Source organism: Methanolobus zinderi, assembly GCF_013388255.1.
In the GTDB taxonomy this organism is placed as follows: domain Archaea; phylum Halobacteriota; class Methanosarcinia; order Methanosarcinales; family Methanosarcinaceae; genus Methanolobus; species Methanolobus zinderi.
The window spans coordinates 1,891,515-1,915,096 of sequence record NZ_CP058215.1; the positions used below are offsets into that span (position 1 = coordinate 1,891,515).

Annotated in this window: 17 protein-coding genes; 7 read left to right on the forward strand and 10 right to left on the reverse strand. The window is 44.2% G+C overall.

Going from position 1 to position 23,582, the window contains the following annotated elements; all coding sequences use genetic code 11:
• Position 1 precedes the first annotated feature (1 nt).
• Genes glmS through HWN40_RS09300 form a run of 5 tightly spaced genes read left to right on the forward strand, consistent with a single transcriptional unit; the run spans position 2 to position 5,980 of the window.
• On the forward strand, positions 2-1,834 hold the full coding sequence (glmS, locus tag HWN40_RS09280; protein WP_176965473.1) for a glutamine--fructose-6-phosphate transaminase (isomerizing): 1,833 nt from the start codon (positions 2-4) through the stop codon (positions 1,832-1,834).
• A gap of 35 nt (positions 1,835-1,869) precedes the next feature.
• Positions 1,870-3,171, forward strand: a complete 1,302-nt coding sequence (gene glmM / locus HWN40_RS09285) for a phosphoglucosamine mutase (protein WP_176965474.1) — start codon at positions 1,870-1,872, stop codon at positions 3,169-3,171.
• On the forward strand, positions 3,168-4,370 hold the full coding sequence (gene glmU, locus HWN40_RS09290) for a bifunctional sugar-1-phosphate nucleotidylyltransferase/acetyltransferase (protein WP_176965475.1): 1,203 nt from the start codon (positions 3,168-3,170) through the stop codon (positions 4,368-4,370). The genes glmM and glmU overlap by 4 nt, the downstream gene beginning before the upstream one ends.
• Before the next feature lie 40 nt (positions 4,371-4,410).
• Positions 4,411-5,745 carry a RecJ family nuclease gene (gene recJ / locus HWN40_RS09295; RefSeq protein ID WP_246275886.1) on the forward strand — a complete coding sequence of 445 codons (1,335 nt, stop codon included), beginning with the start codon at positions 4,411-4,413 and terminating at the stop codon, positions 5,743-5,745.
• Between the two features lies 1 nt (position 5,746).
• On the forward strand, positions 5,747-5,980 hold the full coding sequence (locus tag HWN40_RS09300; RefSeq protein ID WP_176965476.1) for a KEOPS complex subunit Pcc1: 234 nt from the start codon (positions 5,747-5,749) through the stop codon (positions 5,978-5,980).
• A gap of 2 nt (positions 5,981-5,982) precedes the next feature.
• On the opposite strand, the gene HWN40_RS09305 is transcribed toward HWN40_RS09300, so the two are convergent.
• Complete coding sequence (locus tag HWN40_RS09305) at positions 5,983-6,591, reverse strand: uracil-DNA glycosylase (RefSeq protein ID WP_343044081.1); 609 nt, start codon at positions 6,589-6,591, stop codon at positions 5,983-5,985.
• Positions 6,592-6,883: 292 nt separating this feature from the next.
• On the opposite strand from HWN40_RS09305, the gene HWN40_RS09310 reads away from it, so the two are divergent.
• Positions 6,884-8,392 carry a serine--tRNA ligase gene (locus HWN40_RS09310; RefSeq protein ID WP_176966362.1) on the forward strand — a complete coding sequence of 503 codons (1,509 nt, stop codon included), beginning with the start codon at positions 6,884-6,886 and terminating at the stop codon, positions 8,390-8,392.
• Between the two features lie 58 nt (positions 8,393-8,450).
• Here the strand turns inward: HWN40_RS09310 and HWN40_RS09315 are convergent, their stop codons facing one another.
• The 7 genes from HWN40_RS09315 to HWN40_RS09345 form a co-directional block, all read right to left on the reverse strand.
• Positions 8,451-9,395: an NADP-dependent oxidoreductase gene (locus tag HWN40_RS09315; protein ID WP_176965477.1), complete on the reverse strand. Its 945-nt coding sequence runs from the start codon at positions 9,393-9,395 to the stop codon at positions 8,451-8,453.
• 634 nt (positions 9,396-10,029) lie between these two features.
• Positions 10,030-11,529 carry a type I restriction-modification system subunit M gene (locus HWN40_RS09320; RefSeq protein ID WP_176966363.1) on the reverse strand — a complete coding sequence of 500 codons (1,500 nt, stop codon included), beginning with the start codon at positions 11,527-11,529 and terminating at the stop codon, positions 10,030-10,032.
• Positions 11,522-12,994, reverse strand: a complete 1,473-nt coding sequence (locus HWN40_RS09325) for an RNA-binding domain-containing protein (RefSeq protein WP_246275887.1) — start codon at positions 12,992-12,994, stop codon at positions 11,522-11,524. The genes HWN40_RS09320 and HWN40_RS09325 overlap by 8 nt, the downstream gene beginning before the upstream one ends.
• Positions 12,995-13,024: 30 nt before the next feature.
• The gene (locus HWN40_RS09330; protein WP_176965478.1) at positions 13,025-14,839 is read right to left on the reverse strand and encodes a restriction endonuclease subunit S; all 1,815 of its coding nucleotides are present in this window, start codon (positions 14,837-14,839) and stop codon (positions 13,025-13,027) included.
• Positions 14,817-16,304 carry a PIN domain-containing protein gene (locus tag HWN40_RS09335; protein ID WP_176965479.1) on the reverse strand — a complete coding sequence of 496 codons (1,488 nt, stop codon included), beginning with the start codon at positions 16,302-16,304 and terminating at the stop codon, positions 14,817-14,819. The genes HWN40_RS09330 and HWN40_RS09335 overlap by 23 nt, the downstream gene beginning before the upstream one ends.
• Before the next feature lie 185 nt (positions 16,305-16,489).
• Positions 16,490-17,851 carry an AlbA family DNA-binding domain-containing protein gene (locus HWN40_RS09340; RefSeq protein ID WP_176965480.1) on the reverse strand — a complete coding sequence of 454 codons (1,362 nt, stop codon included), beginning with the start codon at positions 17,849-17,851 and terminating at the stop codon, positions 16,490-16,492.
• Between the two features lie 2 nt (positions 17,852-17,853).
• Complete coding sequence (locus HWN40_RS09345) at positions 17,854-20,610, reverse strand: type I restriction endonuclease subunit R (protein ID WP_176966365.1); 2,757 nt, start codon at positions 20,608-20,610, stop codon at positions 17,854-17,856.
• Positions 20,611-21,074: 464 nt separating this feature from the next.
• On the opposite strand from HWN40_RS09345, the gene HWN40_RS09350 reads away from it, so the two are divergent.
• Positions 21,075-21,803 carry a hypothetical protein gene (locus tag HWN40_RS09350; RefSeq protein WP_176965481.1) on the forward strand — a complete coding sequence of 243 codons (729 nt, stop codon included), beginning with the start codon at positions 21,075-21,077 and terminating at the stop codon, positions 21,801-21,803.
• Between the two features lie 63 nt (positions 21,804-21,866).
• On the opposite strand, the gene thiE is transcribed toward HWN40_RS09350, so the two are convergent.
• Positions 21,867-22,517: a thiamine phosphate synthase gene (gene thiE, locus HWN40_RS09355; protein ID WP_176965482.1), complete on the reverse strand. Its 651-nt coding sequence runs from the start codon at positions 22,515-22,517 to the stop codon at positions 21,867-21,869.
• Positions 22,518-22,569: 52 nt separating this feature from the next.
• A complete protein-coding gene (gene thiM / locus HWN40_RS09360) occupies positions 22,570-23,355 on the reverse strand; it encodes a hydroxyethylthiazole kinase (RefSeq protein ID WP_176965483.1) in 786 nt (261 codons plus the stop codon).
• Positions 23,356-23,582 lie beyond the last annotated feature (227 nt).

Below are 23,582 nucleotides of genomic sequence, written 5' to 3' on the forward strand. Positions count from 1 at the left end.
TATGTGTGGAATTGTAGGGTACGTGGGCAGAGAACCTGCCGCACCCGTTTTAATAGAGTCGCTTAAAAGGCTCGAGTACAGAGGATATGATTCTGCGGGGATAACCGTTCTTAACAAATCTCTTGAAACTTACAAGACCGTCGGTAAGATTGCGGATCTTGAGTCTATCCTTCCGGAAGAGATTGTTGCAAATGTGGGAATCGGCCATACAAGATGGGCCACCCATGGAAAACCGGAAACCAGAAATGCGCATCCGCATATGTCATCCAGTATATCGGTAGTGCATAACGGAATCATTGAGAACTATCTTCAGCTCAAGGAAAAGCTCATAGATCTTGGCTATGTCTTTGAATCGGATACTGATACCGAAGTCATTGCACATATGCTGAACTACAAGATGTATAACGGAAAGAAAAAGATCGATCTGCTGACGGCTATCCGTGAAACAACAAGAGAGCTTGAGGGTTCTTTTGCAATAGCAGCTCTATGCTCAGACGAAAAAGGCTGCCTTGTGTTTGCCCGCAAGAACAGTCCCCTGGTACTTGGAATCGGTGATGACGGATATTATGCGGCCTCTGATGTGACGGCTTTTCTGAAATATACCAAGAAAGTGATCTATGTTGATGATCACGAGATCGGTGCTGTTCGACCGGATTGCATAGAGATATTCGATCCGAAAGGCAATCTCGTATCCAAGGAGACTCATACCATTGAGTGGGATCTGGAAGCGGCTGAGAAGGCAGGGTATGACCATTTCATGTTAAAGGAGATACATGAACAGCCGACAGCTATCCAGAAGACTTTTGCAGGAAAGCTCATGGAGCTCGAAGGTACTATCAAAATGGATGAGCTGTACCTCACACCCGAACAGATCAAACACCTGCGCAGAGCTACAATCATCGCCTGCGGAACATCCTGGAATGCAGGAATACTCGGAAAATACCTTTTTGAGAAACTCGCCGGCATACACACGGATATCGAGACAGCATCGGAATTCAGGTACGGCAATCCCGTGCTGTGCGGTGAGGAACTGACAATTGCCATTACACAGTCAGGAGAGACTGCAGACACCCTGGCAGCCGTGAGAAGCTCACAATCCTACGGATGCAGGACCGTTGCCATTACCAACGTTGTCGGAAGTACCATTACCAGAGAATCCAGCAGCGTGGTCTATACACGGGCAGGGCCGGAGATAGGAGTTGCTGCAACAAAGACATTCACTGCACAGCTTATCACACTTTACATGCTTGCCATTTATCTGGGAAGGGTAAGGGGAGTACTGTCCGCCGAAGAGGCAAAGAACCTGATAGTCAACATAAAGCGTCTTCCGGGACAGATACAGAAGATCCTGAACAGAAAAGATAAGATAAAAGAATGTGCGGAGCAGTTTGCCGACAAGAGGGATTATTTCTTTATCGGGCGTTACCTGAACTTCCCCATTGCACTGGAAGGTGCGCTGAAGCTTAAGGAAATATCATACATACATGCTGAAGGATATGCTGCTGGTGAGCTCAAACACGGACCGCTTGCCCTGCTTACCGATGAGACTCCGGTTGTGGCCATTGCCACCAAGGGTCACACCTATGACAAAATACTCAGCAATATCAAGGAAGTAAAGGCCCGGGATGCAACCGTGATAGCAGTTGCAAACGAGGATGATACCGAGATCGAGAAATACGTGGATGAAGTGCTCAGGATCCCTCAGTCACACGAGATGACGGCACCGATACTTACTTCGGTGGTACTACAACTTCTCGCATACTATACGGCACTTGCCAATGATTGCTCTATCGACAAACCCAGAAACCTTGCAAAAAGCGTGACAGTGGAGTGAGCATCACTAATGAAAATCAATTACAGAGGCATTAAATGAAACTGTTCGGTTCATCAGGCATAAGAGGAATAGCTAACAGGGACATAACCGTGGACCTTGCCCTGAAAGTCGGGCTTGCACTTGGAAAGTCAAAGAAGACAGCTGTCATAGGAAGGGACCCAAGGGTTGCAGGTGAGATGATAGAGCATGCGCTTATCTCAGGTCTGGTTTCTGCTGGTTGCGATGTTGTCCGTGTCGGACTTGTGACAACACCCACGCTTGCATATTCAGCAAGGCATTATGATTGCGGAGTCATGATAACGGCATCCCACAACCCTGCAGAATACGTCGGGATTAAACTATGGAACCCTGACGGTATGGCCTTTGACTCACAGCAACAGGAAGAAATAGAGTCTATAATCGAAAAGGAAGATTTCAAACACGTTCAATGGGACAATGTCGGTGAGATAGGTTCCTACGACGGTGCCGTACGGGACCATACCGATATGATCCTTAAAAACTCAGGAAAATCATCCATGCGGGTGGTCCTTGACTGCGGATGTGGTGCGGGAGGTACTATTACTCCGACCCTTTTACGGAAAATGGGATGCGAGGTAATAACACTGAACGCCCAGCTTGACGGACATTTTCCGGCAAGGAATCCCGAGCCCAATGAAAAGAATCTCGGAATGCTGATGAAAGTGGTGAAAGAGCTCGATGCCAGCCTTGGCATAGCACATGACGGTGATGCTGACAGGATGATGGCGGTTGATGAGAAGGGAAATTTCGTAACTGGCGATGAAATGCTTGCCATATTCGCATCCGGCGAGTGCGAGGGCAGATCAAAGATCGCCGTGCCTGTGGACACTTCAATGATCGTGGATGATGCCCTGCCGGAGGCCGAGATCATCAGGACACGGGTAGGAGATGTCTATGTGGCTGAAAAGATGAAAGAGCAGGGAGCGGATTTCGGAGGGGAACCATCAGGAAGCTGGATATTCCCGAGAATCTCATATTGCCCGGACGGCATCTATGCGGCTGCAAGGCTTGTGGATATTGTTAAAGAAACTCCATTATCAGAATTAAAGGAAAGCCTGCCTCAATACCCGACCCTCCGCGGTACACTTGCATGTGACGACTCAGCCAAGGAAAAGCTGATGGAAGATGTAAAGGAAAAACTTGGATCCATGGGAACGGTCTCAGATATCGATGGCATAAGGGTCGAGATGGAAAATGGATGGGTACTTGTACGCCCATCGGGAACCGAGCCAAAGATACGCATTACGGCCCAGTCCGGTGAAAACGTAGAAGAGCTCTATGAAACTACAGAAGCTCTTGTAAAGGAGTGCCTTCAATGAAAGCCGTAATTCTTGCCGCAGGTGAAGGCACACGGATGCGTCCTCTTACGGAATCAAGACCAAAGGTGATGCTTCCCATAGCCAACAAACCAATGATAGAGCATACCATTGATGCTGCAGTTGCCGCCGGCATCAGGGATTTCGTACTTATAACCGGATATCATGAAGATGCACTCAAAGACTATTTCGGAAACTGTGACAATGGTATCAGCATAGAGTACGTACACCAAGAACAGCAACTTGGTACCGCCGATGCCATAGGTTGTGCAAAAGGCCATGTTGAGGGCAGTTTCGTAGTGCTCAACGGAGACATGCTGATAAGTGCGGAACACATCAGAGAGCTCATATCCTCTGACAGGGATGCTGTGATCACCGTAAAGGAAGTTGACGATCCTTCCCATTTCGGGGTGATAGAGACCGACGAAGACAGGGTTACAAAGATCATAGAAAAACCGGCAAACCCTCCAAGCAATCTTGCCAATGCTGGAATATATCTTTTCAGAGACACCATTTTTGATTTCATTGACCGGACCGAGCTTTCCCCAAGAGGTGAGCTGGAAATAACCGACTCCCTGCAGATGTTGATCGAGGCAGGAGGCAATGTCGGCTATCAGGTGCTAAAGAGCGAGTGGATAGACATAGGCAGACCCTGGGACCTGCTTGATGCCAACAAGGTACTTCTGGGAAAGATGAAAGGAGAGATATATGGCACTGTGGAGCCTTATGCAACCCTTAAAGGTGATGTCACTGTAGGCAAAGGTACTATAATACGCAACGGAGCATATATTATAGGGCCCGTGACCATCGGAGATCATTGTGATATCGGCCCAAATTGCTTTATCCGACCATCCACTGCAATAGGTGATAGTGTACATATCGGCAATGCTGTTGAAGTGAAGAACAGCATCATAATGGATGGTACCAAGATCGGACATCTCAGCTACCTTGGAGACAGTATTATTGGTTTTAACTGTAATTTCGGTGCGGGTACAAAGGTTGCCAACCTGCGTCATGATGGGAAGAACATCAAGTGTCCTGTAAAAGGAGAAGTCGTTGATTCCGGCAGGAGGAAACTTGGTGTCATTATGGGCGACGATGTACATACCGGTATCAATACAAGCATAAATGTAGGCACGGTCATGGAGGCCGGAAGCTATAGCCTTCCGGGAGAAGTTGTCATGCCACAAAAGAAAAACTAATTAAAGCACTTTAGCCTTTTTCCATTGTCGAGTGATATAATTGAACTTCAATGTCGAGATCCAAAAACTTAAAGATCTGGCACGGCAGGCAGCTGATGTCATAGATGAGCAGGATTATGTCCGGGTGATATCACATAACGATGCAGACGGACTGACATCGGCAGGCATCATATGCCGTGCACTCATGAAAAAAGGAATTCGTTTTCACACCACAATAGTACCAAGGCTGGATGAGACTGTAGTGGACACTGTCATCGAGAGTGCAGGAGAAGATGACCTTGTCCTCTTCTGCGATATGGGAAGCGGGCAGTCTGATATGATCTCACGTATCAGCCAGGATATCGTTGTCCTGGATCACCATGTACCTGTGGGAGAATCTCCTGCAAAGGTACTTGTAAATCCTCATCTTGTAGGGATCGACGGAGCAATGCACCTGTCGGCTTCCGGGACCACATATCTTGTGGCAAAGGCGCTGGATGAGAGCAATGTAGAACTTGCAGGACTGGCAATTGCAGGAGCCGTAGGTGATAAACAACTCATGGACACCGTCAATGGTACGATCCTGGAAGAAGCTGAGGAAGCAGGTGTCATATCCACACGCAAAGGTCTGAAGATAGGAGACGGTGATATCGCCGATGTGCTTGAATACACACCCGAACCATATCTTGATATTACCGGTGACAGGGAAAAAATAGAGGATTTCCTTGATATCCTGGACCTTAAAGGAAGCATCAGCGAGCTTTCTGCCGAAGAACTGAAAAAGCTTACATCGGCCATAGCCCTCAAACTTGCTAAAAAGGCAAGTCCCGAAGCAATCGATGCGTCCATTGGTGATGTATACCATCTGGACCGGGAAATCGTCAACAATGTTTACGATATGGTAGCCATACTCAATACATGTGGCCGTATGGAAAAGGCCGGTATGGCACTTTCCATATGCATGCATGACCGGGAACATCTTGAAGAAGCAAAAGAAATGGCCATCGAGTACCAGCGCTCGATTGTTGAAAACATAAACAAAGCACTTGACGAACTACAGATAGGAAACAATATCGGCTATCTTATCACGCAGGACATGGAATCCACCGGAATGGTTGCAAGCACCATGGTCCGCTTCATCAATCCGGATATGCCCTTTATAGCTGTCAATCAGGTGGATGAGCTTGTGAAAGTCTCTGCAAGAGGTACAAGGGCACTGGTCGCAAAGGGACTGGACCTTGCATTTGCACTCCGGGAAGCTTCAGCAGAGGTAGGAGGTCAGGGAGGAGGACACAATGTAGCATCAGGAGCTTCCATACCTCCCGGAACTGCAGAAGAGTTCATCAGCAAGGTGGATGAGATAGTGGGTTCCCAGCTTGAAAGCGGTGAGGATTGAAATGAAGATTAAGACCACCGTGGAGTTCAGGGACGAGGATGCGGGAGAGATTGCCGAAAGAGTTGCAAGGTCACTTGCACCGGATAACCTTACCAGCATGCATACTGAGATAACAAAGAAAAGTGCAAAGATACATATCTCCACGGAAAAGATCACTTCACTTATAGCCACCCTTGACGACCTGCTAATGAATGCAAAGGTGGCAGAAGAGGTGCTTGAGGAACTTGAAGAGTGAGCTTACTCCCAGAGATTCCTGTTCTTGTCTATCAGTTCCTTCTGTTCTTCAATCCTTGATCTCTGGTAGATCATAGCTGCAGGATGGTATATCTTCAGAATATTTCTGCCATCCTCATCTACTACCGGGACACCCCACTGCATATTTTTCCGACCCCAGAAAGCTTCATCTGCAGTATTTCCCAACAGTATGATCACTTTCGGATCCAGAAACTCGATCTGTGCCATCAGGAAAGGCTTGCATTGCTCGACCTCAGTTTTGCGGGGTTTGCGATTGTTCGGGGGACGGCATTTGAGAACATTGATCACAGCGTAATCTTTGTCTGAGAGATCCATATATTCGATCATCTCATCGAGTTTCTTTCCGGCCCTGCCGCTAAAGGGAATGCCGGTCATATCTTCGGTCTTACCGGGAGCCTCTCCGATAAAAAGGACCTTCGGGTCACGGGAGCCCTTCATGATGACAGGGTTTGTAGCACCCTCGTGGAGGGAGCAGTTGGCACATTGCCTGATCTCCTTTTCGATATGTTCGAATCCTCCGTTGATCAGTTCCTGTATCATGGACTCGTGGTCCGGGTTTTTTTCTATTTTCCGGTCTCTATCCTTTGCCAAGATCATTCACCATCTTTTCTTAACTTCTTTCCTGAATCTGTGGAATAATACTGGTTTTCCCGATAAAAGGCTAACTACAGGAACAGAGCCTCAAGGCCATTGTGAAAAGAGAAGGCCTTAATTAGCAAAAAGTACATCAAGCATAAAGTAACCTGACAAAGAAAAGTATTTGTGAAACAATCTATCGCTACTTACATACCCATATCATAATAACAGGAATGAAGTTACAATGAATTCGAAGAAAAGTGCCGGATGTTGCCCTTCAGACGATAAGCCAGGAAACGGAGAATTGATAGATTTCAAGTTCAAACTGGAATGTTCACTAAAGACCAGTGCCGATGCCACAAAAGCGGAAGATGTCATTGGCGAATATATCGATGAGGCAAACAATACCATACTCACAAAGGGCGCACCTGAGGGACAGGGAGCAAAGGTCACTGCATGGAATGTCGAGGGAGACAGGATAAAGCTCACCATTGAATCAGGAAGGCACGTTCGTGTACATGATGCTCTGCTCCGTATGAGAAAACCTCTTGCAGGGAAGCTCGGTAAAGGGTTCAAGATCGGAATTCGCGGAATAGAAGTCGATTCATATACGATTGAAGTACCATCCGAGAAGGAACTTCCACAGATGAAGATTCCCTATGTCAGTGAAATGAAATATGAGGACTGTACCATCAGACTTGAGCTGGATGTGGATGAAGCGGCCATGTCAAACCGTGTGCCTGACAGGATACTTTCCCTGATGGAGGACAAGATAGAGCAGCAGTCTTATGGCGGAAAGACCGAGCACTGGCATATTCTCTGGCAGAGCGAACCAAAGGAGCACAAGTTCACCGAAGATCCCACCAAGGCTATGATGGAAGCAGGCTGGCTGAAAAGAGGTGCCAGCAGGGGTCAGTGGATACATGGTCCGCAGTCTACCAGGATGTTCAGGACCTTTGAGAAAATTGTGCTTGAAGAACTGCTTGAGCCTCTTGGATACAGGGAAATGATATTCCCGAAACTTGTCCCATGGGAAGTATGGCAGAAATCCGGACATGCAAAGGGTGTTTATCCTGAGATCTACTATGTGTGTCCTCCAAAGACCCGTGATCCCGAATTCTGGGAAGAGGTCATCGACCATTACAAGGTCACACATGAGGTCCCGACATCACTGATCAAGGAGAAGATCGGTGATCCCATAGGCGGAATGTGCTATGCACAGTGTCCTCCTTTCTGGACCTATCTTCAGGGTGAAACCATACCCACAGATGAATTCCCCCTCAAGGTATTCGACAGGTCGGGAACCTCACACAGGTATGAGAGTGGAGGAATCCATGGTATGGAACGTGTGGACGAGTTCCACAGGATAGAGATTCTCTGGGTTGGAACCAAGCAACAGGTACTTGATGCTGCTTCAAGGCTGCATGACAGATACATGCACATTTTCAACGAGATACTCGACCTTGAATGGAGAAAGGCATGGGTCACACCATGGTTCATGGCACAGGAAGGACTTACCGGTGTTTCCGAACAGACCGAGGCCGGGACCACCGACTATGAAGCAGTTCTGCCATACCGCGGAGAGGACGGCGAATGGCTGGAATTCCAGAATGTCAGTGTAAACGGAAACAAGTATCCATCCGGCTTCAACGTCAAATGCCAGTCCGGTGAGGAACTCTGGTCCGGATGTTCAGGCGTGGGACTTGAGAGATGGGCATCAGCTTTCTTTGCACAGAAGGGACTGGACCCTGAAAACTGGCCTGAGGAATTCAGAAAAAGAGCAGGGGAAATACCACAGGGAATCAGCTTCCTCTGAAGCTGCCCTGCAATATTATTTTTTCCAAGGAAACCTGAAATTCAGAAAAGGGGTTTCCTTAATCTATTTCTATCACAACTTTGCCCTTCACACTGCTATCACGCTGATAGGCCATGGCATCCACTGCCTTATCCATGGGAAAGGCCCTGTCAACATTTACTGTAACAACACCTCTATCATAAAGTTCTGCAAGCTTCTGCAGGCTATCGGTACTGATCTGTGTGAACTGACCCTCGGCATTTACCTGATATTTGTTCATAAGTTCCTCATCAGGACTCTCGAGCATTGATACGATGATACCTCCTTTTTTAAGCACCTGGTAGGATCTTTTGTAGGTATCTCCGCCTACCGTATCAAAAACTGCATCATAATCGCTCAGTTTATCCTCAAATTTCTCATTTTTGTAGTCTATTATCTTGTCTGCCCCGAGCTCCCTGAGGTAGTCGGTCTTGTCAGCTCTGGCAGTGGTCGCAACATATGCACCTAGATGTTTTGCGATCTGGATTGCCATGGAACCGATACCACCCGAACCACCGTGTATGAGAATCTTCTGACCCTCCTGAAGCTTTATCTTTTTGGTGATCACATCCAGTGCACTCACACCCACAAGAGGCAGAGCGGCAGCTTCAAGATTGTTTGCATTTTCAGGTTTCTTTGCTATCATCTTAGTATCGGTGGACAGATATTGTGCATAGGCCCCGGATCCTCCGGCCAGGAAAATGGCAGTGCCATAGACATCATCACCTTTTCCATATTCTGTTACACATTCACCAATATCTGCGACCGTACCTGTGAAATCACCACCCAGTGTCACAGGAGATTCAAGGTCTTTTCCCTGACTGGTGTAACCTTGCGTGATCTTCCAGTCTATAGGATTTACGGCTGCAGCATGCACCTTTACCAGAACCTTGCCCGGAGAAAGTTCAGGTACCTCAACATCCTGGTCTATCCCTACTACTTTATTAATGTCGTCACCATATTCTTTAAGCCTGACAGCTTTCATGATTATTCCCTCCACTCATGAACAATGATTATTTTTCATATTGACATTTCAGTATATATCAACTTAGAAAACTAAGTTATCGGAGCTTATATGTTTTTTTGTGGACAAACTATAAAGGACGGCTTCTATAAGGTGACTAAAATAAGCTGAAGGCTAAAATTACCCAAATAGATAGAGATATCTTAGAAGTATCTGGTTAAGAAGACTTGTATAATCTTCAAATCACTTTTTCAGCACGTTCTTAGTATCATCAAATCCTCTTTCATGTTACATAATACCGGCAATCGCTTACAGCGTTTCAGCAAGCACATGGTCACTATTCAGTGATTTTGTATTATTTGCCCGTTTCCAGGCTTTATGAAAGATTCAATCCAATTTATCTGGCAGTGTTGGCAAGCCCTTTTTTCTATTTCAACCCTTTCAGGGGTGGTTTCAGCTCCCGTTTTGTGGTAATCTCCAATCAGCAATTTTGTTAAAAAAATTTAGAACAGCGTCACAAGAGTGTGAAACTCATTCTGTCCCTTGCAATGATGCTCATTGGAATAGCCTTTGTATTTAAGTGCCTGTTCCAGTAGATCTTTGTTCTGGAAATGATAGCCGAGGGTTTTTTTCAATATTATTGCTTATGGGCATCCTATTCACCATTTCCGTTGATAATTCCCAAAACTTCCCTGAAACTCTCCAGTGAAGCTTCGATATTTTCCACGATCTCATTTGCTAAAACATCAGGATCAGGCAAGTTATCGAGATCAGCAAGACTTGCATCTTTGAGCCAGAAAATATCAAGGTTGGTCTTGTCCCGTGCCACAATTTCCTCATAGCTGAATTTGCGGAACCTTCCGTCAGGATTATCTTCGCTCCAGGTTTCTTTACGGTTGTGCCGATCTTCAGGATTGTAGCATTTTATGAAATCCTCAAGATCGGCATATTTCAGGGGATTTTTCTTGAGGGTATGGTGAACGTTGGTACGATAATCATATATCCAGACTTCTTTTGTCCAGGGATCTTTTGATGCTTCTTTTGCCTCGAAGAACAGCACGTTAGCCTTTACACCATGAGCATAGAATATGCCTGTTGGAAGCCTAAGTATGGTGTGCAGATCGGTGGTCTCAAGGAGCTTTTTACGCACGGTCTCCCCGGCTCCACCTTCAAAGAGGACATTATCAGGCAGCACCACAGCAGCCTGACCACCTGTTCTGAGAATGGTATGGATGTGCTGAACGAAGTTGAGCTGTTTGTTGCTGGTAGTTACCCAGAAGTCCTGACGGTTGTATGTCAGGTCCTCTTTTTCGATCTCACCTTTCTCGTTGGTGAAGGTCATGCTGCTCTTTTTACCGAAAGGCGGGTTGGTGAGCACGTAGTCATATCGGTCTCCGGGGTCGGCTATGAGGGCATCCGAAATGGATATGAGCGGTTCGCCATCGATCTCTCCGATGTTATGCAAAAAGAGGTTCATAAGAGCCAGCCTGCGGGTTCCCGGAACTATCTCGTTACCTCCGAATGTCTTGTCTTTCAGGAAACGATTCTGCTCTTTGTCAAGCTGGTAACCTGATTCCGGGGATGTCAGGAAATCATAGGCTGCAAGGAAGAAACCGCCTGTACCACAACAGGGGTCGCCTATGGTCTTCATGGGTTCGGGACGCACACATTCGACCATGACCTTGATGAGCGGTCGGGGTGTGAAATACTGCCCTGCTCCGCTTTTTGTGTCCTCGGCGTTCTTCTGCAGGAGTCCTTCGTATATCTCGCCCTTGGTATCAACACCCATCATGACCCAGCTTTCCTTATCGATCATGTCAATGACCTTGTAGAGCATTGCAGGATCGCTTATTTTGTTCTGAGCCTTGAGGAATATCTGCCCGAGCATCCCCGACTTTTTGCCAAGTTCCTCAAGCAGTTTCCTGTAATGCGTGTCAAGTTCAGCACCACGCTTCTGTTTCAGAGTATCCCAGCTATATTCTCCCGGGATACCGATATCCCTGCTATACGGAGGATTTCTGTACTCCTCGGCCATCTTCAGGAATATCAGGTAGGTGAGCTGCTCAAGGTAATCCCCGTAGCTCACCCCTCCGTCACGCAGTACATTACAGAAGCTCCAAACTTTGGATACGATGGATGATGTGTTCTCAGTCATTGTTTTTCCCATGAATTTTTCCTTTTAGCTTTTTCTTCATTTTATCTGTTAGGTAATAACCCCCGGTCAATGTTGATTTGCCTCTGAAATCTATCAGATCAGCAGTCTTTAATTTCTTAATGTATCTTTCAACACTGCTAACCGACATTTTGGTTATGGCTGCATAGTAAGGAACTTTTTGACCTTCGTTTTCTGCAATCATTTGCAAAAGTAAAGTCAGTTTTTCTTTCACCTGTTGGGTTACTCCCTCAACTGCTCCCTCAATTGCTCCCTCAATTGCTCCCTCAATTGCTCCCTCAATTGCTCCCTCAATTGACTCATGAGCAATCGGAATGACGGTTTTGAACACGTTTCCTTCTATAAACTGAGGAGTTCCATCATCAGTATATTCTTTTATCAAACGATTTACGTTTAAAACACCGGAACCTAATTCATCCACCCTTCCAAGCTGCATGAAGAATTTTACGATTGCAGGGTTTTTGGGGAACGGAGCAAATCTTTCAGGATCAATTGGCCCTTCACCGTGTGGGTTATTGGCATTCTCAACTTCCACCCGGTCTTCGTAGATTATGAATGTGCAGGGGTATGCATTCATATATTCCCTGTGGACTATCAAGTTTGCAACTATTTCCCTGAATATTTTATTTCTAAGACTTACTCGCTGGTCACCTTGCATGTAAAATTTATCGGGTAAATGTTTGCTGATGAACGTCATTAGCTGCTCGTAGGCTTCTATAAGATTTGTCTGAATGTATTCACGGTCATCGTAACGATAAATGTCTTCTCTGCGAACCAGTGCATCGATCTTAAAGTATGGAATTATCTGCTGGATAGTTTCATCTTTTCCCAGTAGCAAGGCTGCTGCAAGGGTGTAACCTTCCTGCGATGTTTTGAGATCTCTTTTCCATAGACCTGCTTTTTCAAGCATCTGCTGATCTGTCAGCGCCAGCCACGGATGATTGTCGTTGTGGCTTCTGATAAGGTTCTTTATTTTGGGAAACAGGTCGGCTTTGAAATCTTCAAAACGCAGTGCAGGATAAATTATTCCTTCGGTGTAATGGGATGTTTTGTAGTTGTATATCTCTGCGATCTGCTGTGGCTGTGTGACTTTAAAATCGCCGTCATTGCTGCGATTGAATACTTTGTTGGCAGTTTTATGCACCTGTGAACTGGCAGGAACCTGAATATGTATCAGCCATTTCCCCTCTATTTCATAGATTTGCGGAAATAGTATGAACGGTGGTTCGAGTTTTTGAGGATTGTTTGACAGATTGACCAAATTAGTGACGATGGACTCGATTTTGTTATGCTCAACACCGATAATCTTACCATTGTCATCCGCTCCAAGAATTATGTCTCCTCCATCCCGATTGAGCATGGCACAAATTGTCTCGAATACATTTACAGGCAAGGAGGTACGTGCTTCCTTGAATTCCAGATGGATTCCTTCCTGCTCTTCAAGCAATCTTTTCAATCTTTCCAGTCCCATTTGTTCTCACTTCTTCCCCTTCTTCTCCGCCTTCACCCTCTCCAGCAAAACATCAGCCGGCTCCCAGTCCGGCGCGTTCCTCACTTCCTCCAGCTCCCGCTCATCAAGCAACTTCCCCTCAAACGCCTTTTTCAAAATACTCTGCCGCAGCACCTCGGCCTTCTCCAGATTCTCCGCGATGTCCTGCTCCATTTTGTCACAGACTGAAAGGCGTGTTTCTATTTCCTGGACGATGGCTTGTTGTTCTGGCATTGTAGGCAACGGGATTTTCATATTCAAAAATCTTTTTTGCGTGAGATTCACACCACTATCACTAATTCCAGTTTTCAAACCCTCTATAATAAGTGTATACTTTGCAGAATTCATTGTGTATTCAAAAAATTCAGGCACAATAAGGTCTTTTTTGAGTTTAATTCTGTATGCTTTATCGCAATTAATCAATCTAGGTCTGACTTTTTTAACTAAACAACATACCCCAACTCTGACTCTCGGACCAGCACGTGTAATTAAGATGTCGCCTGCATTCAATTCATGTTGTGACTTTGGTTCAAGGTTTTTAGGTAATTTCTTGTTCTCTCTTTCATTGAAGTGGCCAGCTTGGATTGCAGTTGTTTTTATCACCCCCCACTCATCATCATTTGTGGATGGTTCTTTGTTACATTTTGGGCTCCAACCTTGTCCGAGTTCTTCAATTACCTCAGTGATAGGCACAAAAGTTTCAATTTTTGATGTTTCATCTAGCACCGCCTGCCTGTAAACTTTGAGCTGCTCCTGTACCAGTTTGAGATTGGTGATGCCGTTGTCGAGTTCGCTGAAGAGCTGCTCGATCTTGGAGACTATGGCGCGTTGTTCGGGGAGTGGAGCAACAATAAATCGTATCGAATCAAATTTACTTTTATTTACAATGGTAACAGTTGTAGCAGAAGCTAAATTATTGAGCTGATTTTTAAAAAAAAGTGATTGTACTTGATAATATGTAAATTTAGGTTCAATAAATTGTGTTGGTTCTATGGCATTGATTTGCTGATTGAAAGCAATTTTTTTATTTGCTAAACCAACCCTGCCTAAATTTCCAATGCATGTTATCAAAACAGTTCCTTCTGGAACAACTCTTGCTTTCTCTGCTCCTTTATTAGATAAATATTCAGAGGGCTCTCCGATAATTGAATTGAACAATTCAGGTGGCTTTATTAATGGAATTTCAGAACCATAGTATTCAGATTTTTTCTTTGAAGGTGTATTTCCAGTAACAGTTTCAAAGATAGAACCAACCTCAGACTCTTCCCATCCAACCTTTTCTTGTGCAAATCCTGAACTTTGGATGTTTTGTGAAGTCTCTTGTGGAATGGAACGATATTCAGAATTGTACTCTTCCTTTTCCTCTGCTGAAGACATTGTATAGTCTTTGTTTAAAGAGCTTTGATATGATTTTGTTTCAAAATAATCCAGAGGTAAATAGCAGTAAGATTGGGGTGGTCTGAAGTCTTTTTTCAAGATATAGGGATCGATTGGTTCAGAAAATTTTTCAAAATTAGTGATTTCAATTGCATAGCCGATATCCGATGTTTTATAGTAGTCAAAAAAGTCCTTTTCCGGGATGCCGGCATATTCACTACATTGTTTCCAGAGATTTTGAGGTGAATCTTCAATTATTCTTACAATCTCAAATGATGCAACTATTTTTTTAACAGGAGAGCTTGCATAAATGAAAACTTTACTGATATCTCTTTTTTTAAAAATAGCTTTTCTAAACTCGAATTTCTTTTTACCAGCTATTATCTCATCAACATACTTTGGTTTAATTGATAGTAAAACGTTCATCGAGTTTGCCACCAGTTTTTAGGGCTAGATATTTCTCATGGTTTATTTCTGTTATTGATTGTGGTGGTCCTTTTAAAATATTTTCATGGATAAGTTCATTCAGATCCATTGGATCTGGTAAGAAAAAGTGGTGCTTAAAACGGATTATAAATGCATTTTTATCTGCTTTCTCTGTGAGTTGTTCTTCAGAATACACGCTTCTTTTACCTACAATCCTTTTGAATTCATTTTGGTCGTTAGTTCTAATCGGTTCCTGATCAACTACTCCCAGGGAAGTTATTGCTTTTTGATCATGCGACCGATAGAACAGAACAATATCTCCGGTCCTCAATCTTGAAGAATATCTATCAGAAAGATAGGCTTTCTTAATCGTATTGCCCGGAATATTGATCTCACAATAGTCAGTGATTTTCATTTGTCTTTTCACATATTCCGGGAATAAGGTGTCGTGATACTCTGGACGAATGGGGATTATGAATTTTCTGATGTTTTCACCATCTTTAAAACAAGGATAATATTTTCTGGCGATCTCCAAAGCACCTAGGTCTTTATTTTCAGGCAAGAGTTTTTTAAGATATACCGGTTCGTTATTGTGGCTTAGTTCTCCCACTCTCTCAAAACCAAAATTTCGAATCACATGAATCAGAGTATCATCTTCGATCTCAAAGTGAGTCAGGTAAATTTCAAAGATTTCATTCTTAACGCAGTATTCAAAAGCAATTTTAAGGAAAAGTTCACCGATTTTGGAACCTGTCAGGTCTACTTTCAAAGTCGCAATTTTAACTCTGTTCACAGCAGGAATAGGAATATGTGTTTCTATTGGCTCGTTTTCTTCTTTTAACATGAGAAATGCTTTTACTTCATCACCGATTTGATACACATAGCACTCACGACCTTCATTTATGCACTTATCATACCATAATTTGAAATCTTCTTCTCCATAATCTGCTTTCAGGGAGTCAAAAAACGGTTGTTCGATATCAACTTCATGAGCATAGCATTTTTTCAACAGAGTATGGCTTGGAAAATAACGTTTGTGAAGTGAAGAAAAATAAGCAAGAGCAGAACTTATAGAAAAAACCCTGTCATCGAGGTTTAAGAGAAACGCCTTTTTCCTGATTCCTCTATCCTCTGTGATCAGAAAATCAACAAGGTTCTTTTGTAGCGAAAAAAGAATTTCATTATCGTTTTCATCATGTGAATTCTTTGGAGCACCAACCAGAGATATAAACTCATCATTAGGTATCGGTGGAGAAGGAATTATGGGATAGCCATGAACTTTTGATGAAGTAATTTTCCTTCTCTCGATATCAGTATCATTTCCGAGGTCTTTAAGAGAGGCAGGATGAATATACTCTTGATGTCCATGCTCTCTTATCAGTCTCAACAGATTTTGGAGATCAGGAGCAAGTTCTTTTGGATCAAGAATATGAATCAGAATGTTAGTATCATACAGGATTTTCATATTAGTCCGCCAACTCTACTTCCATAAACAATATAAATTTAAAATGTGCATGTGATATAAATATATTTCATTATTATATTGAATAAGTGCAAAGTACGATTTATCCCACAAATTAAACCACAGTTTATACCACAGTTTATACCACAGTTTATACCACAGAAAACAAAAGATTAAAACTCAGTGTTTCAGCTTTCAGATTGGTCCGTCACTTCCCAGTGTCCGCCTCTGTCAGGTCCTATGCGCTTCAAACGCCCTTCTTCTTTCAATTTAGCAATATTCCACTCCACTCCGCGTCGGGATAGGCCTGTTATCCTGGTCAGTTCTTTTGTGGTGATGGAAGGTTTCTCTTTAATTGCTTCGATGATCTTTTCTGCGGAATTCTCCACAGTTTTCTCCACAGTTTTCTCCACAGTTTTCTCCACAGTCTTCTCCGAACTTGCATCGCGTTTTCGGAAAACCACAGAAAAACTGCCATCGTAGGAGAACTCCACCGATGCTTTATCACTTTCTTCCACAGCCTGCTTGATACGGTTTATCCCGGTGCCGACCTTCTCGATATAATCGATCCGATGCAGCAGGGAGGCAATAAGGGGATTGCGGGCAACACTCCGGGTACCGAACTCAGAGGGTTTCAGGCCACTTGGCAGGCCGCCGGGATTTGATATTTCAACCCTGTCGTCAAAGACCTCAACAAGCACATTGGAACCCCGGTCAAAATAATCACGGTGGCATACTGCATTGATAATAGCTTCCCTGAGGGCTATATCGGGTATATCGGGAATTTCCTCACGGCGGATCTTTTCAATCCTGTACTCCACATTGGTATGCCTTTTGACAAAAAGGATAGCATTATCGATGTTCTCAACAATATTCTCCTTGAAATCTTTCTTGTCAAGAATATTCACTTTTTCGATTCCCTTATACAGAACACAGACCACTATCGCATGATTCAGCAGGAAATCGATATCCTTTGCAAAGAACAGCACACCGGCATTGTTCAGTTTTCCGTCATCGGTAATGCAATCCAGATTCCTGAGCAGATCCATCCGGTCGATGGAACTGGTAATGCCCGCGAGCTTCAGGAAATTACGAAACGCCCTTTCATCAAAATCCGTCTCAAAATCAGCCTTGTCATTTCTCAGTTCCTCAAAACGAATACGACCTTCCTTCTGGAAAAAAGCTATTATCTCATTACGGTTAAGCTTCTGGGAATTTGCCCCGTTCCGGAGAAAGAAGCCTCTGGAGCAGGCATAAGGTTTTTCGCTTCCCTCCGGCACATCGGCAACAATGAAATTGTCATATACTTCGATTTTAACATCTAACTGTGGCTGCAGCTGTCTCAGGGAATCCTGCACTCTTGATCTGAAACTGTTATCGGTCTGAACTCCCTTGATAATTCCCTTATCGCTAACTCCAAGAAAAACCTTACCGCCATTGGAATTAGCAAAAGCGCAAACCTCTTCCACAAACGACTTATCAAGACTCTCCTTGAACTCAATATGGTATCCTTCGCCGGCTGCAAGAATACTCTCTATCCATTCATCCATATTCAAGCCGCCAGCGCCTCATTCATCTCATTAATAATCCCGGCCATCTCATCACCAAATAACTGGTACATCCTGCCACGACCGCCAAGGCGGTCAAAAGGTGCATAGTCAAGGTCATCCATTTCCAGATGGAAGCTATTGGTCACATAGTTTTTAATTGTGCGCAGCCAGTCCATCTGTTCCTCGGTGAACTTCAGGGTTCCAGCCTGTTTTCCAAAAACCCAGTCCTGGAAATTCCTGTTCACGGTCTGGTCGTATGCTGTAAGAACCGGATCTATACCAGTGATCCTTCGGATAAGCGCGATCAGGGCTGTAAGCTCGTTCTTTGGTGAATTACCTTTGACATCTTCCAGTTGCTCGTATGCCTGCCATATACGGTGTGGGGCAAACTGCGGCTTTTCAGCTTTCAGTTTATCCATCACCTCTTTTATCATCCTGAAGGTCACGTCCCTGCGCCGGTAAGGTTGGTCATAGAAGATACTTAGTGCCGTGATCTCATCCTTATTGGCTTCCATGTATGCCTTGAAATCATCTACAAGATCGTCCGCCTTTGCCACAGCATCCTTATCCCATTCAGCCCGGGTGACCCTGTCAATGTTCACCGAATCAATGATCTGCTCATGCACCCTGCGGACATTTTCGATATACTCGTTCAACTCCCTGGTAAAGGTTGATCTTGCAGTATCTATGAGTTCCTTTTGGGCCTGTGTCTTCAGTTCCGATTCGGGAATCTCCGGATCACGTTGTTTGATCTCAAAGGCTTTTGCCTCAATTATATCCGGATTATAGGCATTGAGCAGGTCCCTGACAGCCTGGTTTATGTTCTTTCCATCTGCCTTCTCAGCAAAGGTCTCCCTTTCATCATCAGTAAGCTGCTTGTTCAGCCTTGAAAGACGGCTGGCAAGGGAAACATAGAGGTCTTCACTCTCCGCTCCGAAGGTCACAGCCTCCAGCAGTTCTTTCATGGGAACACCTTTCTTACGTTCCATAGCCCTGCTTTCGGTTTTAACCGATTTAGTCACACCGGAGGCATCCACAACAACAAAATGGGTCTTGGCAGAAACAACCGAAGGTGTCACTTTTTTCAGGTCATCCAGTTCAATGGTCCTTGTACCGCGTCCCTTCATCTGCTCGAAATAATTGCGGCTCTTCACATCCCTCATGAAAAGCAGGCATTCCAGTGGCTTAACATCCGTACCGGTGGCAATCATATCCACCGTCACGGCAATTCTCGGATTATAGTCATTACGGAAAGCTGCAAGTACTGATTTCGGGTCATCCTCTGCCTTATATGTAACCTTCTTGCAGAAAGCATTCCCTTCATTGAACTCTTCTCTGACTATCTGGATAATATCATCGGCATGACTGTCGGTCTTGGCAAATATCAGCGTCTTTGGAACCTCATTCCTTCCGGGAAATATCTCCGGCAGCTTATCCCTGAATGCCTTTATTACATTGCGTATCTGGCTGGGGTTGACAACATCTTTATCCAGTTTCTTCCCTGTGTAAGTGTAGTCCTCATCCAGTTGTTCCCAGCGTTTTTTACGACTGAGTTTCTCCCTGCGGTCCACATACTGGCCGGCCTGTATCTGAGCACCGTTTTTGGTGATCTCGGTCTCGATAGTGTATACATCATACCCTACATTCACCCCATCGGCAACCGCATCCTCATGACTGTATTCACTAACCACATTCTCATTGAAAAAGCCGAATGTACGTTTATCAGGTGTGGCAGTCAGTCCTATCAGAAAAGCATCGAAATAATCAAGCACCTGTTTCCAGAGATTGTATATGGAACGGTGGCATTCGTCTATAACAACAAAATCAAACGTTTCAATTGGTATATCTTTATTATAAGCTACAGGCACAGGTTTCTTTTGCCATTCTTTCCTTTCAGCCGGATTCTCCTCTTCCATTTCCTCATCCAGCTCTTCCCCTTTCAGTATCGAATAAAGACGCTGGATAGTGGAGATACAAACTTGACTGTCAGAAGCAATAAAATTGGAACGCAGACGCTGCACATTATATAATTCCGTGAACTTACGGTTATCGTCATTCGGAACATAGGCCATAAACTCCTGCTCTGCCTGTTCTCCGAGATTCTTTGTATCCACAAGGAAAAGCACTCTCTTAGCATCTGCAAACTTAAGCAATCTGTAGATAGATGTAATAGCAGTATATGTCTTACCCGACCCTGTTGCCATCTGGACCAGTGCCTTTGGACGATTATCCTTAAATGATTCCTCAAGATTCATGATCGCCTTGACCTGACAATCACGCAGCCCCTGTATTCCAAGCTCCGGAATATTCATCAACCGGGATCGGAGTGACTTATCGTTTTTGAGCCATGCTATGAAAGTATCGGGCCTGTGGAAAGAAAAAACTGGTCTGGACCGTGGTTTTGGGTCGCGATAATCTGTAAACCTTGTAAGCTCCCCATTACTTTCATAAACAAAGGGAAGCGGGTCATTGTCCAGATACTTCAATTTGCTGGAAGCATATTCAGCTGACTGCTCTTCCACAACTGTTAATTTGCACCCTTCTTCTTCCTTTTTTGCCTCAATAATCCCTACAGGCACTTTATCAACAAAAAGAACGTAATCCGCAGGCCCAACATCAGTCCAGTATTCTCTTACTGCAATTCCGGATGAGACGTTCCAGTCGATCTTGTTTCGATCCTGCACTTTCCAGCCAGTATCATCTAGCTTTTCATCAATGATATCCCTGGCTTTTTGCTCTGGGTTCTGATTCTGGCTCATAGATTCCTGGTCCACCGTAATACTCATCTTTCGTTGCAGTCTTCACGAAAAATCAAGCTTTCCATGAATGATTTTGGCGAAGTTTATGACCACATTTTATATAAATATTTATAATGAAACTCAATAATGAATAAAAATAGCCAGCACAAACTAGTTTAATAATTTTATCATACTCTGTGAAGCAAAATGAACATACTACTACACAATTTTAAATAAGAGTGGACATAAAATTTCCCATTAACACTCGATCAAGCGAATTTTTGGAACATATGTGCACACTATACACATGTAAGTGTTCATCAATCCGTTGATTAAGGCTCTGAAAAAAATCTCAAATCTGACAGTCGAAAGCAGAAAGTGAGGGGAAGATCAAGCTACATACTTGATAATGTGTCAGATTACCAGTAAAAGTACGATGAGAGATTCAGCAAAGTCTAAAAAATAAATATACAGGCGGAGATCAGATGAAAACAAAAATATTTGTATTGGGCATTGCAGTGGTAATTATATGTGCCGGACTGATGGTTTCAGTGGGTGCGGCGGCAAAACCGGGAGTGGATTTTAACGGAGAGCACTACAACCTGAACATCATCGGCAAAAAAACAGACTGGAACGGCGGCGGCAGTTATGACAACGGAGACAGGCATACAATGTTTGTTCCCGAGGACACAAGTTCCTTTAATTTCACCGTATATGATGAAGGAAATGAGACCGTACTTTCCGGTATAACAATAGAGATGACACAGGGAGATGAATTTGCTGTCCTTGACGGAAATGCATTTGATGACGGTAAAGCAGCATTCCAGCTTGCTCCGGGCAAGTATAATGTCTATATTGCTGCAAAAGGCAAACCTGGAGGATACACAGACATCAACGGATGGGTAAAGTGCAACGACACATATTATTTTGACATTGGTGATTTGAGAGTTTCCAAAAGCAAAAAAGCAGGATGGACGGATGCTACAGACCTTTTCTATGTAGATGCTACAGAAGAACCTGATACCGTCGGTTACCTGGATAACCTTACAGAACAGGGATTGTTTGAAGAGAATGAAGAGATGTGGGTATTCGATTATCTGACAGGCCTGACAAACTATGATTCACTTCTATACCCTTCCGATGGAACAGATCACTTCTGGCAGTATGACAACCACGGAAGCAAGCTGGTTCAGGTTCGCTTTTACCCGATATGAATAAATTCTATTTTTCCTTTTTTCCATTTTTTAACCACTTTCAACAGTCGGTGTTCGAGATTCTTACATATCCAGTTTTGTTTTCCGGATAGTATCAATAAAACTCCTTGTTTCCCTTTCCACATCCTCACTGCACACGACTGCAGAGATAGCTACAAGGCTGTCAGCGCCTCCCCGAACAACACTCACGCAGTTCTCTTTATTGATTCCGCCAATTGCAATAACAGGGATACTTATAGCATCCTTTACAGCCCTGATGCTTTCAGGACCAATGCCATTTCCGGCATCCTTTTTGGTGGAAGTATCAAATATGGGGCTCAGACCAACATAATCGGCACCCTCTCTTTCAGCTTCAATAGCCTCTTCAATATTATGGACGGTGAGGCCGATGATCTTATCAGGACCCAGAAGCTGCCTTGCAATATCTATGGGCATATCATCCTGCCCTATATGAACACCATCAGCCTCCACCGCCAGTGCAACATCGATCCGGTCGTTCACCAGAAAGATCGCTTCATTACCACAGAGTTTTTTGATCTGTGACGCTTCAAGTATCATATCCTTCGTACTTCCTGACTTTTCCCTGTACTGCACTATCCGGCATCCTGCTGCAACAGCACATTTTACATCCGAAACGGTTCCTTTTTTAGAGAGGCCGGAATCGGTGACAAGATAAAAGTCGATCATCTCGAGTAGAGATCTTTTAGTGTTCATTTTCAACTTCCCATTTTGTAAAAGATACTGACCGGCTGGCATCGTAGTTGGGTCAGTATTCCTTAAAATTCAGCTTTGCCTGTACTTCCTCATCCGAAAGACGGGATACTTCGTCATAGAAATGCATTTTGAAGGTACCCGGACCACCGGATTTTCCTGCCGCCAGTTCCCCGGCTATTCCGAAATAGCACAGTGCATCCTTTGCAGCATCACAATAGTCGGGATTGACCGCAGCAAAAATTCCGATAACAGAAGCTGCCATACAGCCGGTACCAACAATTGAGCCCATTGATTCATGTCCGTTCTTCACCATAAAAACTCTTTTCCCATCACTGATGATATCCTCTTTCCCGGTCATGACTACCACGCATGATCTTAAGTCCGCATACTCCTTTGCGATTTTTTTCGGGTCTGCATCAATGGATGTCGCCTCGACGCCTCTGGTCCGGGCGTCCTCACCTGCAAGTCTGGCAACTTCGGAGTAATTACCCTTGATGATATCAACCTGGACTGAATCCAGTATCTTTGCAGCCATGTCATCACGGAATCCGGTGGCACCTACACCCACTGCATCAAGTACCACAGGTATGTTCTTTTCGTTCGCAGCCTTTGCGGAAATTATCATAGCATCTATCAGATCAGAAGTAAGGGTTCCGATATTCAGCACAAGGGCAGATGCAATGCCAGTCATATCCGCTGCCTCTTCCCGGGCATGAGCCATAACCGGAAGCGCACCGAATGCCCTTGTCATGTTAGCACAATCGTATATCGTTACCCAGTTAGTTATGTGATGAACCAGTGGTTTTGTTTCCCTGATCGATTTTAATGAATTTTTCATTTTAGTCCTTCCAGATGTTTGTAATAATTAAGATAAAATGGCTGTTTTACTAAATAACTCACCTATTAACAATGAGTTGCTAATCGGGTTATCATATTGATAGTTCAGCCAAAGAGTTCTACATTATTGATCATTCACAATTGTGAATGTGGCTGACATGTAGTTTATCGATAAAAAAGTTTTTGTTATAATCGGAAACTATCCGCTGTAAACCAACCATTACACAA

Bases quoted from the DNA above. Each gene is read 5' to 3' on its own strand.
- glmS (WP_176965473.1), top strand. From the start codon at position 2: ATGTGTGGAATTGTAGGGTACGTGGGCAGAGAACCTGCCGCACCCGTT.
- glmM (WP_176965474.1), top strand. From the start codon at position 1,870: ATGAAACTGTTCGGTTCATCAGGCATAAGAGGAATAGCTAACAGGGAC.
- glmU (WP_176965475.1), top strand. From the start codon at position 3,168: ATGAAAGCCGTAATTCTTGCCGCAGGTGAAGGCACACGGATGCGTCCT.
- HWN40_RS09300 (WP_176965476.1), top strand. From the start codon at position 5,747: ATGAAGATTAAGACCACCGTGGAGTTCAGGGACGAGGATGCGGGAGAG.
- HWN40_RS09315 (WP_176965477.1), bottom strand. From the start codon at position 9,395: ATGAAAGCTGTCAGGCTTAAAGAATATGGTGACGACATTAATAAAGTA.
- HWN40_RS09320 (WP_176966363.1), bottom strand. From the start codon at position 11,529: ATGACTGAGAACACATCATCCATCGTATCCAAAGTTTGGAGCTTCTGT.
- HWN40_RS09330 (WP_176965478.1), bottom strand. From the start codon at position 14,839: ATGAACGTTTTACTATCAATTAAACCAAAGTATGTTGATGAGATAATA.
- HWN40_RS09335 (WP_176965479.1), bottom strand. From the start codon at position 16,304: ATGAAAATCCTGTATGATACTAACATTCTGATTCATATTCTTGATCCA.
- HWN40_RS09340 (WP_176965480.1), bottom strand. From the start codon at position 17,851: ATGGATGAATGGATAGAGAGTATTCTTGCAGCCGGCGAAGGATACCAT.
- HWN40_RS09345 (WP_176966365.1), bottom strand. From the start codon at position 20,610: ATGAGCCAGAATCAGAACCCAGAGCAAAAAGCCAGGGATATCATTGAT.
- HWN40_RS09350 (WP_176965481.1), top strand. From the start codon at position 21,075: ATGAAAACAAAAATATTTGTATTGGGCATTGCAGTGGTAATTATATGT.
- thiE (WP_176965482.1), bottom strand. From the start codon at position 22,517: ATGAACACTAAAAGATCTCTACTCGAGATGATCGACTTTTATCTTGTC.
- thiM (WP_176965483.1), bottom strand. From the start codon at position 23,355: ATGAAAAATTCATTAAAATCGATCAGGGAAACAAAACCACTGGTTCAT.